The sequence below is a fragment of the Deltaproteobacteria bacterium genome, assembly GCA_029210625.1.
In the GTDB taxonomy this organism is placed as follows: Bacteria; Myxococcota; Myxococcia; order SLRQ01; family SLRQ01; genus JARGFU01.
Window position 1 is genome coordinate 71,792 of sequence record JARGFU010000003.1, and the last position, 14,527, is coordinate 86,318.

General features: G+C 70.2%; 13 protein-coding genes. 9 read left to right on the forward strand and 4 right to left on the reverse strand.

Annotated features, from left to right (window positions below):
- The first annotated feature begins 15 nt into the window (after window positions 1-15).
- Complete coding sequence (locus tag P1V51_03780) at window positions 16-2,637, forward strand: dehydrogenase E1 component subunit alpha/beta (GenBank protein MDF1562135.1); 2,622 nt, start codon at window positions 16-18, stop codon at window positions 2,635-2,637.
- A 3-nt stretch (window positions 2,638-2,640) separates the two neighbouring features.
- Here the strand turns inward: P1V51_03780 and P1V51_03785 are convergent, their stop codons facing one another.
- Window positions 2,641-2,949 carry a hypothetical protein gene (locus tag P1V51_03785; protein MDF1562136.1) on the reverse strand — a complete coding sequence of 103 codons (309 nt, stop codon included), beginning with the start codon at window positions 2,947-2,949 and terminating at the stop codon, window positions 2,641-2,643.
- A gap of 352 nt (window positions 2,950-3,301) precedes the next feature.
- Here P1V51_03785 and P1V51_03790 point away from each other — a divergent pair, with 352 nt between their 5' ends.
- The 3 genes from P1V51_03790 to P1V51_03800 all read left to right on the forward strand — a co-directional run bounded on the left by P1V51_03790 (window position 3,302) and on the right by P1V51_03800 (window position 5,529).
- A complete protein-coding gene (locus tag P1V51_03790) occupies window positions 3,302-3,730 on the forward strand; it encodes a DUF420 domain-containing protein (protein MDF1562137.1) in 429 nt (142 codons plus the stop codon).
- An 89-nt stretch (window positions 3,731-3,819) separates the two neighbouring features.
- A complete protein-coding gene (locus P1V51_03795; GenBank protein ID MDF1562138.1) occupies window positions 3,820-4,779 on the forward strand; it encodes an MBL fold metallo-hydrolase in 960 nt (319 codons plus the stop codon).
- A gap of 3 nt (window positions 4,780-4,782) precedes the next feature.
- Window positions 4,783-5,529, forward strand: coding sequence for a TerC family protein (locus tag P1V51_03800; protein ID MDF1562139.1), 747 nt, complete (start codon window positions 4,783-4,785; stop codon window positions 5,527-5,529).
- Here the strand turns inward: P1V51_03800 and P1V51_03805 are convergent.
- Together P1V51_03805 and P1V51_03810 are read right to left on the reverse strand one after the other, a co-directional pair.
- On the reverse strand, window positions 5,509-6,708 hold the full coding sequence (locus P1V51_03805; GenBank protein ID MDF1562140.1) for a hypothetical protein: 1,200 nt from the start codon (window positions 6,706-6,708) through the stop codon (window positions 5,509-5,511). The two genes, P1V51_03800 and P1V51_03805, sit on opposite strands and share 21 nt — an antisense overlap.
- Window positions 6,705-8,606 (reverse strand): carcinine hydrolase/isopenicillin-N N-acyltransferase family protein, encoded by a 1,902-nt coding sequence (locus P1V51_03810; protein MDF1562141.1) that lies wholly within the window; start codon window positions 8,604-8,606, stop codon window positions 6,705-6,707. The genes P1V51_03805 and P1V51_03810 overlap by 4 nt, the downstream gene beginning before the upstream one ends.
- A gap of 177 nt (window positions 8,607-8,783) precedes the next feature.
- Between P1V51_03810 and P1V51_03815 the strand changes: the two genes are divergently transcribed.
- From P1V51_03815 to P1V51_03835, 5 genes are read left to right on the forward strand one after another with little or no spacing between them, the layout of a single operon-like run.
- On the forward strand, window positions 8,784-9,446 hold the full coding sequence (locus P1V51_03815) for a TetR/AcrR family transcriptional regulator (GenBank protein ID MDF1562142.1): 663 nt from the start codon (window positions 8,784-8,786) through the stop codon (window positions 9,444-9,446).
- A 56-nt stretch (window positions 9,447-9,502) separates the two neighbouring features.
- Window positions 9,503-11,254, forward strand: a complete 1,752-nt coding sequence (locus tag P1V51_03820; GenBank protein ID MDF1562143.1) for a thiamine pyrophosphate-binding protein — start codon at window positions 9,503-9,505, stop codon at window positions 11,252-11,254.
- A complete protein-coding gene (locus P1V51_03825) occupies window positions 11,254-12,201 on the forward strand; it encodes a bile acid:sodium symporter family protein (GenBank protein MDF1562144.1) in 948 nt (315 codons plus the stop codon). Before P1V51_03820 ends, P1V51_03825 begins: the two co-directional genes overlap by 1 nt.
- Entirely contained in the window at window positions 12,198-13,181 is a 984-nt protein-coding gene (locus tag P1V51_03830; protein ID MDF1562145.1) for an SDR family oxidoreductase, read from the forward strand. Before P1V51_03825 ends, P1V51_03830 begins: the two co-directional genes overlap by 4 nt.
- The gene (locus tag P1V51_03835) at window positions 13,168-13,980 is read left to right on the forward strand and encodes an SDR family oxidoreductase (GenBank protein MDF1562146.1); all 813 of its coding nucleotides are present in this window, start codon (window positions 13,168-13,170) and stop codon (window positions 13,978-13,980) included. The genes P1V51_03830 and P1V51_03835 overlap by 14 nt, the downstream gene beginning before the upstream one ends.
- On the opposite strand, the gene P1V51_03840 is transcribed toward P1V51_03835, so the two are convergent.
- The gene (locus tag P1V51_03840) at window positions 13,943-14,527 is read right to left on the reverse strand and encodes a hypothetical protein (protein MDF1562147.1); all 585 of its coding nucleotides are present in this window, start codon (window positions 14,525-14,527) and stop codon (window positions 13,943-13,945) included. The genes P1V51_03835 and P1V51_03840 overlap by 38 nt on opposite strands.

The following is a 14,527-nucleotide window of genomic DNA, read 5'->3' on the forward strand; positions in this document are numbered from 1 at the left end:
GGGAAGGAGAGGGTCATGCCAGTCTTCCAGAACACCGAGCAGCTCTACGAGGTCTTCGACGCGCTCTTCCGGCGGATGAGCGATCGCCGGGAGATCGTCGAGCCGCTCCTGAACGCTTCCTTCGTGTTGCGCTTCCGCTACCGCGACCCCGACGGTCTGGTCACGTGCGACCTGCGGGGCGAGCGGCTGGTCTGGAGCTTCGGCGAGAGCGAGCTCGCCTGCGACCTGGAGATGATCCAGAGCGGCGACGTGGCGCACCAGTTCTGGCTCGGTGAGCTGAACGTCCCCCTGGCCATCGCCGGCCGGAAGATCGTCAGCCGCGGCGAGATCGCCAAGGCGCTGTCCCTGCTCCCGGCGGTGAAGCCGGCCTTCCCGATCTACCGGCAGGTCCTGCAGGAGCTCGGGCTCTCCGACTTGCTGCCGCAGCCCCGGGCCTCGCGGCGGCCGGGCGCCGGACCCACCCTCGGCGACCGTCTCCGGGGCCTCTTCCGGAGGGAGAGCACCCGCCTCCTCGACACCAGCGGGCTGGGCGGCGCGCCCATCCCGATCATCGGCCCCCACACCCCCGCCCCCGAGGCGCCGCTCCTTAGGGAGCTGAACCTGCCCACGGAGCCCGCCGCCCTCCACCGCGAGATGCTCTCCCGGATGCTCCTCGTCCGCAGCTTCGAGGAGGCCCTCTCGACGCTCTACGCCGAGGGAGAGGTGCCCACCGAGGCCATCCACCTCTCCATCGGGCAGGAGGCCACGGCCGTCGGCGCCTGCTTCGCCCTCCGGGCGGACGACTACCTCGCCACCACCCACCGCGGCCACGGGCACCTGCTGGCCAAGGGCGCCCCGGTCGACGGGATGATGGCGGAGATCCTCGGCAAGGCCACCGGGCTGTGCCGGGGCAAGGGCGGCTCGATGCATGTCACCGACGCCCGGGTGGGCGCCATCGGCGCCAACGGCATCGTCGGCGCGAGCCCGCTCCTGGCCGCCGGGGCCGCCCACACCATCAAGCGGGAGGGCGACGACCGGGTGGCGGTCGCCTTCTTCGGCGACGGCGCCACCAACCAGGGCATGTTCCACGAGGCCCTCAACTTCGCCGCCGTCTTCGAGCTGCCGGTGATCTTCGTCTGCGAGAACAACCTCTACGGGGAGTTCACGCCCCTCCACGCCCACACCCGGGTCGAGCGCCTGCAGGACCGCGCGCGCGCCTACGGGATGGCCGGCGCCACGGTGGACGGCAACGACGTGCGCGCCGTTCACCGGGCCATGGGCGAGGCGGTGGCCCGGGCGCGGCAGGGTGGGGGACCGACCCTCCTGGTCTGTGACACCTACCGCTGGCACGGCCACATGGAGGGCGAGAAGGTGCCCTACCGGAGCGCCGAGGAGATCGCCTCCTGGAAGGCCCGCTGCCCCATCGCCGCCCTGCGCGACGCGCTCCTCGAGGAGGGGGTGCTCGACGCGGCGGGCTTCGAGGCCCTGGAGCGGGAGGCGAAGGAGGCCGTCGAGGCGGCCCTGCTCTTCGCGCGGGAGAGCGAGGCGCCCTCCCTCGAGACCCTCGACCAGGACGTCTTCGCCCCCGAGCCGGCCGAGCTCTTCCTCGCCGGCGAGGTCCAGCCGCGCTACCTGCCCGGCTCGAGCCCGCCGAGGCTGGCGCCGGTGCGGGAGATCTCCTGCGCCGAGGCCATCCGCGAGGCCCTGGCCGAGGAGCTGCGCCGCGACCCCACCGTCTACCTCCTGGGAGAGGACGTCCGGGGGGGCGGCTACTTCGCCGTGACCGCCGGGCTCGCGGGCGAGTTCGGCAGCGAGCGGATCGTCGACACGCCGATCAGCGAGTACGCCATCGTCGGCTCGGCGGTGGGCGCTGCCATGACCGGCAGCCGGCCCGTGGCCGAGATCCTCTTCTCGGACTTCCTCACCACCTGCCTCGATCCCATCGTGAACAACGCCGCGAAGCTGCGGCTGATGTCCGGGGGGCAGTACCAGATGCCCCTCGTCGTGCGGACGCCCGGCGGCGCGGGCCTGGGCATGGCGGCCCAGCACTCCCAGTCCCTGGAGGCGCTGCTCTGCGGCGTCCCCGGCCTGATCGTGATGGCGCCCAGCACGCCGGCGGACTCCAAGGGCCTGCTCAAGACGGCCATCCGCTCCAACAACCCGGTGATCTTCTTCGAGAACAAGCTGGCCTACGCCGCGGTGGGGCCGGTGCCCGAGGAGGAGTACCTGATCCCGATCGGTAAGGCGGCGATCAAGCGGGCGGGGAGCGATCTGACCCTCGTCGCCATCGGCGGCGCCCTCAACCAGGCCCTCGAGGCGGCCAAGGAGCTGGCGCGGCGGGGGATCGAGCTCGAGGTGATCGATCCGCGGACCCTGGTCCCGCTGGATCTGAAGACCATCCTCGAGAGCGTCCGCAAGACCGGCCGCATCGCCACCCTGGAGGAGGCGCCCAAGACCCACGGCTTCGGCGCCGAGATCGTCGCCCGGGTCAGCGAGCGCGCCTTCGACCTCCTGCGCGCCCCGCCCCTGCGCCTGGCCGCGAAGGACCTGCCCATCGCCTACGCCCCGGGCCTCGAGCGGGCGACCCTCCCCACCGTCGAGGGCATCGTCACCTCGCTGGAGGGGATGGCCGTCGGGGGGGCGCCTGCGAGGCGGTGATCCTCAGTTCACCGCGCTGCGGCAGCTGTTGAGGCAGGTGCTGCGGGCCTCGTCGCAGGCGGTGCCGCAGGCGTGATCACCATCCGAGGTCTCGGCGCTCTCACTGCATCCCCCGTAGCACTCGTCGTAGGTCGCCTGGCAGCTCTCGTTGCAGGCCGAGCTCTTGGCCTTCTTCTCGGCCAGGCGCTCGACGCCGCCCGGCCGGGTGGTGGCGCTCTTCACCTCGTTGAGGGAGAGGCCGGTGGTCTTGCAGGCCCCGAGGGAGAGGGCGAAGAACGAGAGGCAGAGGACGGCGAGGATGGCGCGGGCCATGTGGATTCCTTTCGGGAGCGGTCCGATTCTCACGGACCGGTGTCGCGCGAGTTGAAGTGCGTCCGCCCTCCAACCGCCCTTGGCCGACGCGGTACTCACCCTAGCCGGAAGAATCGAACCGGCGCCAGGAAGATTCAGGCGCCCTGCCGTCCTCTCTCCCGGCGGTGGATCCGCCCCCAATCGCCCCATTCGCCGACCATGGCGCGTGGGAATGTCAGGTCACCCTGACAACCACGGAGGTCCATGCTAATCTACGGGCGACCCGTCCGGGGGGGCATGGAGCCAGCAAGTGAAGGATCTGCTCTCTCGAGGATTCCTGGGATTCCGGGGGGATCTGCTCTCGGATCTGCTGATGATCGCCCTCGTCGTCATCGTGCCGGCGTTGCTCGCCGGGGTCTGGGCCGGCCGCGGAGGAAGGCGGCGGCTGCACCGGTTCCTGATGTGGTCGGTGGTCTCGGTGGTGGTGGGCTACGTCGTGATCTACGAGGCGAGCATGCTCTACCAGGGGGGGCTGGCCTTCCTCCGGGATCGAATCCAGATGCCCGAGAGCACCTACTTCACGGTCGTGGCGCTCCACGTCCTCTGCGCCATCCTCGCGCTGATCGTCGCCGGCCTGGCCGTGGGGAGCGGTCGGCGCCTGAATCCGGATGCGCCCGTCGATCCCGGCCTTCGCGCGACGCATCGGACCCGGGGCTACCCCGCCTTCCTCTTGCTCGTGGGATCGGTCGGCTCCGGGGTCTTCGTCTACTACCTGACCTTCGTCTACGTGGCCGGCACCTGAGCCGGCCGGTGATCCAGGGCCGCTCACCGGGCCTCCCGGGACCTGGCTTCCGGGGTGCTGGCGAGGGGTCCTTGGACTAGAGTACCTTCATGCAGCTGCGATCACGAGCGGGCGGGGAGGGGTGGGCGCTGCCCGTGGAGTCGCTCTTACGCTACCTGCTGCGGCCCGGCGCCCGGCAGGAGAACGACGCCAGCGCGGCGGCCGACCGGAACGTCAGCCGCCACCCCCTCGCGCTGCCCCCGGGCCTCTCCCTGCAGTGGCTGGGCACCGCCGGCTTTGCCATCGCCCACGAGGGTACGCGCCTGCTGATCGATCCCTTCGTCACCCGGCCGCCCCTGCGGCCGGTCGCGCTCAACCAGAACCTGCGGCCCCGCGGCGAGGCGGTGGCGCAGCACCTCGGGGAGCGGGCCGATGCGATCCTGGTCGGGCACACCCACTACGATCACGCGATGGACGTGCCGGTGGCGGCGCGGCACCTGGACTGCCCGGTCTACGGCGGCCGCTCGGTCGCCACCCTGATGGGGCTCTGGGGCGAGGGCGCGCGGGCGCGGGAGGTCGAGGGCAACCAGCCCTTCGAGATCGGCCCCTTCAAGGTGACCTTCGTGCCCTCGGTCCACAGCAAGCTGGCGCTGGGCCTGAAGGTCACCTCCGAGGGCGAGATCACCTGCGACCACCTCGACGCGCTCTCCAACGGCACCTTCTGCTGCGGGCAGGTCTGGGGCATCCACCTGGAGGTCGCCGGCCACAGCCTCTACCACCTCGGCAGCGCCAACCTCCTCGAGGACGAGATCCGCTTCGACCGGGTGGACACCCTCCTGCTGGGCATCGCCGGTCGCGGCCACACCCCCGACTTCCTGCCCCGGATCCTGCGGGCCACCCGCCCCTCGGCGATCCTGCCCCACCACTTCGACAACTTCTTCCTGCCCCTCGAGGGGCCGATGGGCTTCTCCTTCAACGTGAACCTCGGGGGCTTCCTCGAGGAGGTCCACCGCCACGCGCCCGGGCTGCCGGTGCACACCCTCGAGCTCCTCCAGACCACCGGAGGGTAGGGGATGGTGCAGCTCCTCTCCTCGCCCGACGCCTGGCTGGCCCTGCTCTCCCTGACGGCGCTCGAGATCGTCCTGGGGATCGACAACATCGTCTTCATCGCGATCCTCACCGAGCGCGTGAGGAAGGAAGATCGGGCACTGGCCTACCGCCTGGGCCTCGGCGGCGCGCTCTTCACCCGGGTCCTCCTGCTGCTGGCCATCTCCTGGGTGATGGGGCTGCAGGCCACCCTCTTCGAGTTCTGGGGCTCCGAGTTCTCGGGCCGGGACGTGATCCTGCTCCTCGGCGGGCTCTTCCTCATCGGCAAGAGCGCCCACGAGATCTTCGAGAAGATGGAGGGCCTCGACGACGAGACGCAGGGCACCGGGGGGCACGGCAACCTCTGGTCCATCGTCGTGCAGATCATGCTGCTCGACATCGTCTTCTCCCTCGACTCGGTGATCACCGCCGTCGGGATGGTCGACGAGATCGCGATCATGGTCACCGCGGTGATCATCGCCATCGCGATCATGATGGTCTTCGCTCAGAGGATCGGTGACTTCGTCAACGCGAACCCGGCCATCAAGATCCTGGCGCTCTCGTTCCTGCTCCTCATCGGCGTGCTGCTCACGGCCGAGGCCTTCGACCGCCACATCGACAAGGGCTACGTCTACTTCGCCATGGGCTACGCCCTGTTGGTCGAGCTGGTCAACATGCGCCTGCGCAAGAACAAGCTGCGCAAGCGCGGGGACTCACCAGAAGCGCAGGGGTAGCTGCAGCCCGCCGGTGACCGCGAGGGGGCCCCGGACGTTCTTGCCGGGCAGCAGGCTGATGTCGCGCACCTTGGCGTAGAGGCGCAGCGGCACGCCCACCCGCAGCAGGCTCACCATGACCTGACCCAGGAGGATGTTCTTGTAGCCGGGCTTCCAGAACTTCTCCTGCTCCCAGTCCCAGAGCTCGCTGTTGGACGTGTAGTCGGTCTGTCCCACGTAGGTGAAGTTGTAGCGGGCGGTGAGCGTGACCAGCGGCGGGATGTTGCCGGCGCCCTTGAGCTTCTTGGTCAGCCAGGTGTCGAGGATCGGGCCCTGGATGGCGATGACCTCCACGCCCACGTCGACGCCGGTGAAGTCGCCGCCGTCGATGACGTAGGTCTCGCCCACGTAGGGGCGGGTGTTCAGCAGCAGCGGGTGCACCGCGCCGGTGGAGGAGTAGAAGCGATGGGGGAAGAAGATCTCGTGGAAGAAGTCCACGCCCACGAGCACCCGGTCGCCCAGCTCCCGCTCGAAGGCGAGGTGGAAGCCCAGCTCACCCTGGGTGTTGAGGTTCCAGCTCATGGTGCCGGCCGCGACCAGCTCCTCGGGATCCGGCGCCACGCCCGTGGGCAGGGCGCCGAAGATCTGCACGGCCGAGCGCAGCTTCAGGTCCTGGAAGGGCGGGATCAGCTCGTCGAAGCGCCACCGCGCGCCGAGGACGATGTCCGAGAGCGCCCCCTTGTTGCCCGTCCAGGGGCCGGGCTTGGGCTGATCCATGCTGCCGGCCCAGGCCCAGAAGTCCTCCTCGCTGTAGGGCCGCCCGATCTGCACGCTGTGGACGCCGACCTCCCAGCCGAGGTCGGGGTCGATCGAGGTCTGGAGCACCAGGGGGATTCCCGCCATCACCGAGATGCGGTCGGTGACCCCGTACATCAACAGGCTGACCAGCACGTCGTACTCGGCCGTGGCGTTGGGGATGAGGGTGCCCTGCCAGCCGCCGCCGGGCTCGTAGCGCACCACCTCCTCGAGGAGGGGGCCGGGCTCGCCCTCGTCGTTCCAGTGGGTCTTCACCTTCGACCAGACGAAGCTGCTGTCGAGGATGAAGGTGCTCGAGGGCAGGGTCTCGGTGTAGCCGGCCCGGGCGAGGCCCGGCGCGGCGAGGAGGGCGACGAGGCTCAGGGCCGGGAGGAGGCGCTTCACGGCGTCACCTCCCCGGCGTCCCGCGCGATGAGGTCCGTCAGATTCAGCGGGATGAAGTCCGCGCCGGTGGCCGGGACGACGCCGAGGCCGACGTGGAAGGACTGGCTCTCGGGCTCGAAGACCGCGGCGGTCATGCTGTCGCGGGTGTTGACCACCTCCGGGTGCCGGAGGGTCTCGATGATCTGCTCGGCGTCGAAGCTGCCGTGGTCGCGCACGAGCAGCTCGGAGAGGAAGGACTGGCTGCGGACCGAGGAGTGCCAGATGCCGCTCCAGTAGCGCTGGGGCATCAGGTCGAAGCCCAGGATCGAGGTTCGCAGGTCCTCCATGTTGAGCAGGTAGTGGGCGCTCATGTAGAGGTCGTCGCCCGTGGCGCTGCCGATCCGGCGGCCGTTGGCGTCGCGGGTCTCGGTGTCGTAGCCGAGGGCGCCGCCGTCGGCCTCGGAGAACATGTTCCCGTCCCGCTCGACGACCCGCATGGCGTGGGCGCTGTCGGCCAGCATGTGGGTCCAGCCCACCGTCTGGCCCGACTGGCGGATGAAGGCCTCGGCGGGGGCCACGGTGGAGTGGGTGGCGAGGAGCTCCCGGCCCTGGTAGCCGACGGGGATCCCGGTCGAGATCAGCTGCCCGGCGATGGTCTTCTCGTAGATGTCCTTGACCATCGGGTTGTCGAGGGTGTCCGCGCTGTTCACCGTCCAGACCAGGCCCTCGGCGTTCATGCCGGCGACACCCCAGGTGATGCCCGTCCAGCCCAGGGTGACGTGGGGGATGCTGCCGTCGTCGGGCACGTGGACGAAGACCACGTTGTGCTTGTGGGCGACGTTGCCGTCGAAGAGGACGAAGTGGTGGCCGACGCGGATCTCCCCGTCGGGGGTCGCGCCGTCTCGCACGCCGAAGCCCTGGGAGTAGGGGGGGAAGCGGTCGTCCAGGATGCTGCGGTTGGGGATCTCGTAGGTCGACTTGCCCAGCCCGGTGGTCCCGACGACCACGGCCTGCTCGCGCATCACCCGGCTCTTGGTCGGCGGCGGAGCGGTGACCAGGGTGGTGTCGGTGGCCTCGACCCGCAGGGTGACCACCGCGGCGGCGGGGAGGGGAGCGGGGGGCGTGAAGATCAGCTCCAGGCTGTCGTTCTCGGCGCCGAAGACCCGGATCGAGAGGGCGGGATCGCCGGCGAGGTAGGTCGCGTCCTCGACCATCAGCCGGATGCTCTCGGGGTTCACGCCGTCGGGATCCCAGAGGACCCAGCGGAAGACGGCGTCGGTGGGGACCTCGACGAAGGGGGCGTGGAAGAGCGGGTCGTAGGGATCCAGGATCCCCTCGTCGACCTCGTCGGTCTGGCCGTCCTCGTCGTTGTCGACCCCGTCGCCCTCGAGGTCGTCCGTCGAGGCGCTCCGGATCTCCAGGACCGTGACCCGGGGGGCCTGGGCGAGGTTCACGAACTTCTGGATCGATCGCACCCCCAGCACCGAGTCGATGAAGGTGTTGAGCAGGAGCATCTGGTCGTAGGGGAGGCCGGCGCCGTCGGCGAGACCCTGGATCTCGTCGAGGTGCGCAGGGGACATCTCCAGCTCGAGGTTGTAGGCGCTCTCGAGCATCACCTCCTCGGCGAAGCGGGAGCCGGCGTAGCGCTCGTCCTGGTAGGTCCAGAGCACCTCGGCGATGTCGGGGCGCTCCCGGCTGATGGCCGGCATCAGGGAGTTGGTGAGCATCCGGGTGTAGAAGGACCGGATCTCGGAGGAGAAGAGCTGACCGTGCTGGAAGCCCCGCTCGTAGTCCGAGCCCTTCAGGACCACGATCCGGACGAAGGGTGGGGGCTCGGTGGCCTTGCTGCAGCCACCGGCCGCCATCAGCATCGGAAGGAGCAGAATGGCTCCCCGCTTGATCAGGTCCTTCATACGCATGCTCCCGCCCCCGCAGCCTAGGGGCCGCATATTAGCGTCTTCTGCCGGGTTTCGTGGCGTCCCGGCGCGTCATTCCCGGATCTCGACCGCCCGGTGAAGAAATGACTGGACGGTCAGTCATGGATTCGATAACTACGGCGAAACTGACTGACTGTCCAGTCATTCCGGAGAGCCACCATGCCTCGAGACACCCTGGAAAACATCGCCTCCGAGAAGAAGGAGAGGATCCTCCGCGAGGCGGCCATCCTCTTCGCCGAGCGCGGCTACAGCCAGACCGACATGGCCGAGCTGGCCCGCCGCTGCCGCATCGCCAAGGGCTCCCTCTACAACTACTTCGAGAACAAGGAAGAGCTCTACGTCTTCGTCTGCCGGGACGGGCTCTCCCGCTCCCGGGAGGCGGTCTGGGAGAGCGCTCCCGCCGAGGCGAACATCTTCGAGCTGGTGGAGCACGTCTTCGCCGCCGGGGTGCGCTTCGCCCGCGAGCACCCCGAGTACGTCTCCCTCTACCTCCACGTCGCCTCCTCCGGGCTCGAGCACTTCGCCCGGCGGCTCTCGGTGGAGGTGGAGAAGCCCACCGCCGATCGTCTGAAGGACACCCTGCGGGCGGGCATCGAGGCGGGCCTGGTCGACACGTCGATCGACGTGCCGCAGGTCGCCTGGCAGATCAACAACACCTACGTGATGCTGCTGACCGCGCTGGTCAGCCAGCACTTCGGCACGCGCCTGCGCGAGTACCTCGAGGTCGGCGAGCCCGACGTCGAGCTCTCCGACGATCAGGTCGAGACGCTGCGCGAGCGTGCCCTCGACTTCATCCGCTTCAACCTGCGTCCGACGGCCTGAAGAGAAGGGCCCTCGGCGACGAAATTCGAACAAACCGAGACAAGGGGAGATACGACATGGCCAAGGAGACCGGTGGAGAGATCATCGCCCGCATGCTGCGCCTCGAGGGGGTGGAGCAGGCCTTCGGCATCGTGGACGGGTCCTACCTGCAGCTCTGCGCGGGCCTGGTGAAGGAGGGCATCGAGCTGACGACGCCGCGGCACGAGACCATCGGCGCGCACATGGCCGGGGCCTACGCCCGCCTCACCGGAAAGCTCGGTGTGGTCATCGCCAGCAACGGGCCCGGCGTGGCCAACGTGCTCTCGGGCATCGCCGTGGAGGAGGTCGAGGGCCACCGGGTCCTGCTCATCACCAGCTGCCGCCGCACGGGGATCCACTACCCCAACCGGGGCGGCACCTATCAGGCCTTCGACCAGGTGGGCGTGATCGGGAAGATGGCCAAGTGGTCCGAGGCGGTGCACTCCTTCGAGCGCATCCCCGAGCTGATGCGGCGCGCCCTGGCGAAGTGCTGGGAGGGGCGGCCCGGGGTGGTCCACCTCGACGTCCCCGAGAACCTCATCAACGGCAAGGGTGAGGTGCCCCCCGACTGGGCCCCCGAGCGCTACCGGCGCACCCGCCCCGCCGTCCCGGCGCCCGAGGCGGTGCAGCAGGCGGCCCGGATGCTGGTGGACGCGAAGCTGCCGGTGATCCACGCCGGCGGCGGGGTCATCCACGCCGGCGCCTTCGAGGAGCTGGAGGCCGTCGCCGAGCGCCTCCACGCCCCGGTGACCACCTCCTGGAGCGGCCGCACGGTGCTCTCCGAGGCGCACCCGCTGGCCTGGCCGATGGTCCACGTGAAGTCCAACAACGAGGTCCGCAACGAGGCGGACGTCGTCCTCTGCCTGGGCTCCCGCCTGGGCGAGACCGACTGGTGGGGCAAGGCGCCCTACTGGGCGACGCCCGACCAGCAGAAGCTGATCCAGGTCGACATCGACGGCGACGTCCTGGGCCGGATCCGCCCGGCGGACCTGCCGGTGCAGGCCGACGTGAAGGTCTTCCTGCGGCAGCTGGCCCTGGCCCTCGACGAGCTGAAGTCGGAGATGCCCCTGGCCGCCCGCAAGGAGACGGTCGCCCGCCTCGCGAAGGAGCGGGACAAGGACCGGGCGAAGCTCGACGAGAAGCTCGAGGATCTGGCCACCCCGATGAACACCGCCCACGTCGGCGTCAGCGCCCGCAAGGTGCTGGACGACGACGCGGTGCTGGTCTTCGACGGCGGCAACACCTCGGTCTGGGGCCAGTTCTTCTTCCAGGCCCGCGCGGCGAACTCGGTGCTCGCCACCCACCACATGGGGCACCTGGGCGCCGGGGTGGGGCAGGCCCTCGGCGCGGCCATCGCCCGGCCCGGGAAGCAGGTCTGCTGCATCATCGGGGACGGGGCCTTCGGGATGCACCCCCAGGAGATCGAGACGGCGATCCGCAACGATCTCAAGATCGTCTTCCTGGTGGTGAGCGACCGGCAGTGGGGCATGGTGAAGATGACCCAGTCCATCGCCTTCAAGCCCCTGAAGATGATGCTGAAGAAGCGCCTCGATCCCGAGGAGACCATCAACTCCACCCTGGACGAGATCGACTACGCCAAGCTGGCTGAGGCGATGGGCGGCTACGGGGATCGGGTGGCCGATCCCGCGAAGCTCCCCGCGGCCATCGAGAAGGCCCTGCAGTGCGGCCGCTGCGCCGTGATCCACGTCGACGTCGATCCGGACAAGCACCTCTGGGCGCCGGCGCTGATGCACTTCAAGGACATGCACCAGGAGCCGAAGGGGAAGTGATGGACGCTTCCACCGTCGACACCATCCAGCTCAACTTCAGTCAGGTAGGCCTCAACGCCATCAACGCCGTCATCGGCCTGATGATGTTCGGGGTCGCCCTGGACATGAAGCTGGAAGACTTCGTGAAGATCGCGAAGTCCCCCAAGGCCCCCCTCATCGGGCTGGTGGCGCAGTTCATCCTGCTGCCCGCCTTCACCTTCGGCCTGACGATGATCCTCGGGCCGCTGCCCTCCCTGGCCCTGGGGATGATCCTGGTGGCCGCCTGCCCGGGCGGAAACCTCTCGAACCTCATGACCTACCTCGCCGGAGGGAACGTCGCCGTCTCGATCAGCATGACGGCCATCTCCACCCTCGCCGCGATCGTCATGACGCCGCTGAACCTCACCCTCTGGGGCAGCCTCAACCCGGACACTGCGCCGATCCTCAAGCAGGTCAGCCTCTCGCCGGTGGACGTCTTCGTCACGGTCTTCGTGATCCTGGGCATCCCCCTGATCGCGGGCCTGCTGGTGGCGCGCTGGAAGCCGGCCCTGGTGGAGAAGGTCCGCAGGCCCTTCAAGATCCTCACCGTGATCATCTTCATCGGCGTGGTCGGCGGGGCGCTGGCCGCCAACTGGAAGATCTTCCTCGAGGTGATCGGGCTGGTGATCTTCGCCGTGCTCCTCCACAACGCCCTGGCCATCGGCGTCGGCTGGGGCTCGGCCCGGCTCATGGGGCTGCCCCCGGCGGATCGCCGCGCGGTGGCGATCGAGGTGGGGATCCAGAACTCGGCCCTGGGCCTGGTGCTGGTCTTCAACTTCTTCGACGGGCTCGGCGGGATGGCCATCCTCGTGGCCTGGTGGGGCATCTGGCACATCATCGCCGGCCTGACCCTGGCCTTCTTCTGGTCCCGGACCCCCATCCTGACCCCCGCCGAGGTCGGCTCGGCCTACGAGGAGGAGGCGGTATGAGCGCTCCGATCAACGTCCTGGTCACCGGGGCCGGCGGCTACATCGGCCGGGTGGTGGTGGAGGAGCTGCACCGCCACGCCCGGGAGACGGTGGGCCGCCTCGGCACCATCGTCGCCGCCGACCTGCGCGAGCCCGCCCCGGAGGACCGGCTCGAGGGCGTGGTCTACGCCGCCTCCGACGTGCGGGACAGCGCCCTGAAGGGGCTGCTCGAGGAGCACTCCATCGGGGTGGTGGCGCACCTGGCCGCCATCGTCACCCCCGGCAAGAAGCCGAACCGGGAGCTGGAGTACTCGGTGGACGTCCTGGGGACGAAGAACGTCCTGGAGTGCAGCCTGGCGGCCGGCGTGCGCAAGGTGATCATCACCAGCAGCGGGGCGGCCTACGGCTACCACGCCGACAACCCCGAGTGGCTCTCGGAGGAGGACGCCCTGCGGGGCAACCAGGAGTTCGCCTACTCGGATCACAAGCGGCTGGTCGAGGAGATGCTCGCCCGCTGGCGCGAGGAGCACCCCGAGCTGCAGCAGCTGATCCTGCGCCCGGGGACGGTGCTGGGGGACCACACCCGCAACCAGATCACCGACCTCTTCGACGGGAAGCTGGTGGTGGGCCTGCGCGGCGCCGAGACCCCCTTCGTGCTGATCTGGGACCGGGACGTCGCCGAGATCATCGTCCGCGGCGTGCTGGAGGAGGTGACCGGCGCCTTCAACCTCGCCGGGGACGGCGCGCTGCCCATGCGGGAGCTGGCGCGGATGATGGGCAAGCCCTACCTGCCCCTGCCGGTGGGGCTGGTGCGCTCGGCCCTCTGGGTGATGAAGCGCCTCGGGCGGACCCAGTACGGCCCCGAGCAGGTGGACTTCCTGCGCTACCGGCCGGTGCTCTCCAACGCGCGGCTGAAGCGGGACTTCCCCTACACCCCCCGCAAGACCAGCCGGGAGGTCTTCGAGCACTTCCTGGAGGCGCGCCGCCATGCCCGCGCGTGATCCGAGGGGCAAGGTCGTCGTCATCACCGGCGCGACCGGCGGGCTCGGCGCGGCGATGGCGAGGGCCTTCGCGGCGCGGGGGGCGCGGCTCGGCCTGCTCGACCTCGACGGGGCGGCCTGCGCGGCGCTCGCCGCGGAGCTCACGGGGAAGGGGAGCGAGTGCGCCCACGCCGCCTGCGACGTGACCGACCCCGCGGCCTGCGAGGCCGGCATCACCCATGTCGCCGGCGCCCTCGGGGGCCTCGACGTGCTGGTGAACAACGCCGGCATCACTCAGCGAAGCGCCTTCGTGGACACGGACCTGGCCGTCTACCGCAAGGTGATGGAGGTGAACTTCTTCGGATCCCTCCACTGCACCCGCGCGGCCCTGCCTCACCTGAAGGCCAGCCGCGGCCAGGTGATCGTCATCTCCTCGGTGGCCGGCTTCGCCCCCCTGCTGGGCCGCACCGGCTACTGCGCCTCGAAGCACGCCCTGCACGGCTTCTTCGACACCCTGCGCGCCGAGCTCGCCCCCGACGGAGTCGGCGTGCTGATCGTCTCGCCCTCCTTCATCCGCACCGACATCAACGTGAACGCCCTCGACGGGGACGGCAGCAGGACCCGGCACCCCCAGTCGACGGTGGGGAAGGTGATGGGGCCGGCGGAGGCCGCCGCCAAGATCGTCGACGCGTCGCGGCGGGATCGGCGCTTCCTCCCCCTCGGCCGCGTCGCGGTCGTGACCCGCCTGCTCACCGCCCTCTGGCCGCGACTCTACGAGCGCCTCATGGTCCGCTCGGTGGGCTCGGAGCTGGAGCGCTAGCGCGGCGCCAGCGCCAGGCGCCCAGGGCCAGCAGCAGGAGGGAGGCGAGCCCGAGGCCGAGGAGGAGGCGGAGGTCGCCTGCCATCAGGAAGCCGAGGAGGATCGGAGAGGGGGCCTCGGCCGCCCGCGGTGGCGTGTCCCGGGGCTCGCTCCGGAGGGCCTGCCTCGCGGCCGGATCGGCCAGCGCCCCGATCAGCGCGGCGGCGGCCCGGGGGCACCGGGCCTCGAGGGCCGCGATCCCGCCGAGGAAGAAGGGGCCCTCCGCGCGCCCCGCCTCCCCCCGCGGCCGGCACTCGAGGGCCCGCAGGGCGACCTGCGGTCCCGGCCCCTCCGCCTGCTCGTAGACGAGGCGCAACACGGTGCGCTCGGTCGCGAGGGAGGCCAGCGTGCAGCCCTCGCCGCTCGCCTCGGGCAGCTGCCCGGCGAGCCAGTAGGGGCCGCCGGGCGAGATCACGAAGCGGCACGCGTCGCTCTCCTCCCCGGCGCGCCCCGCGCGGGGGGCGAGCAGCAGGGCCAGGAGGACCACCACGAGCGCTCGGCGGATCAT

Coding starts and splice junctions, on each gene's coding strand:
- P1V51_03780 (MDF1562135.1), top strand. CDS start 16: ATGCCAGTCTTCCAGAACACCGAGCAGCTCTACGAGGTCTTCGACGCG.
- P1V51_03785 (MDF1562136.1), bottom strand. CDS start 2,949: ATGGCCCGCGCCATCCTCGCCGTCCTCTGCCTCTCGTTCTTCGCCCTC.
- P1V51_03790 (MDF1562137.1), top strand. CDS start 3,302: ATGATCGCCCTCGTCGTCATCGTGCCGGCGTTGCTCGCCGGGGTCTGG.
- P1V51_03795 (MDF1562138.1), top strand. CDS start 3,820: ATGCAGCTGCGATCACGAGCGGGCGGGGAGGGGTGGGCGCTGCCCGTG.
- P1V51_03800 (MDF1562139.1), top strand. CDS start 4,783: ATGGTGCAGCTCCTCTCCTCGCCCGACGCCTGGCTGGCCCTGCTCTCC.
- P1V51_03810 (MDF1562141.1), bottom strand. CDS start 8,606: ATGCGTATGAAGGACCTGATCAAGCGGGGAGCCATTCTGCTCCTTCCG.
- P1V51_03815 (MDF1562142.1), top strand. CDS start 8,784: ATGCCTCGAGACACCCTGGAAAACATCGCCTCCGAGAAGAAGGAGAGG.
- P1V51_03820 (MDF1562143.1), top strand. CDS start 9,503: ATGGCCAAGGAGACCGGTGGAGAGATCATCGCCCGCATGCTGCGCCTC.
- P1V51_03825 (MDF1562144.1), top strand. CDS start 11,254: ATGGACGCTTCCACCGTCGACACCATCCAGCTCAACTTCAGTCAGGTA.
- P1V51_03830 (MDF1562145.1), top strand. CDS start 12,198: ATGAGCGCTCCGATCAACGTCCTGGTCACCGGGGCCGGCGGCTACATC.
- P1V51_03835 (MDF1562146.1), top strand. CDS start 13,168: ATGCCCGCGCGTGATCCGAGGGGCAAGGTCGTCGTCATCACCGGCGCG.
- P1V51_03840 (MDF1562147.1), bottom strand. CDS start 14,527: ATGATCCGCCGAGCGCTCGTGGTGGTCCTCCTGGCCCTGCTGCTCGCC.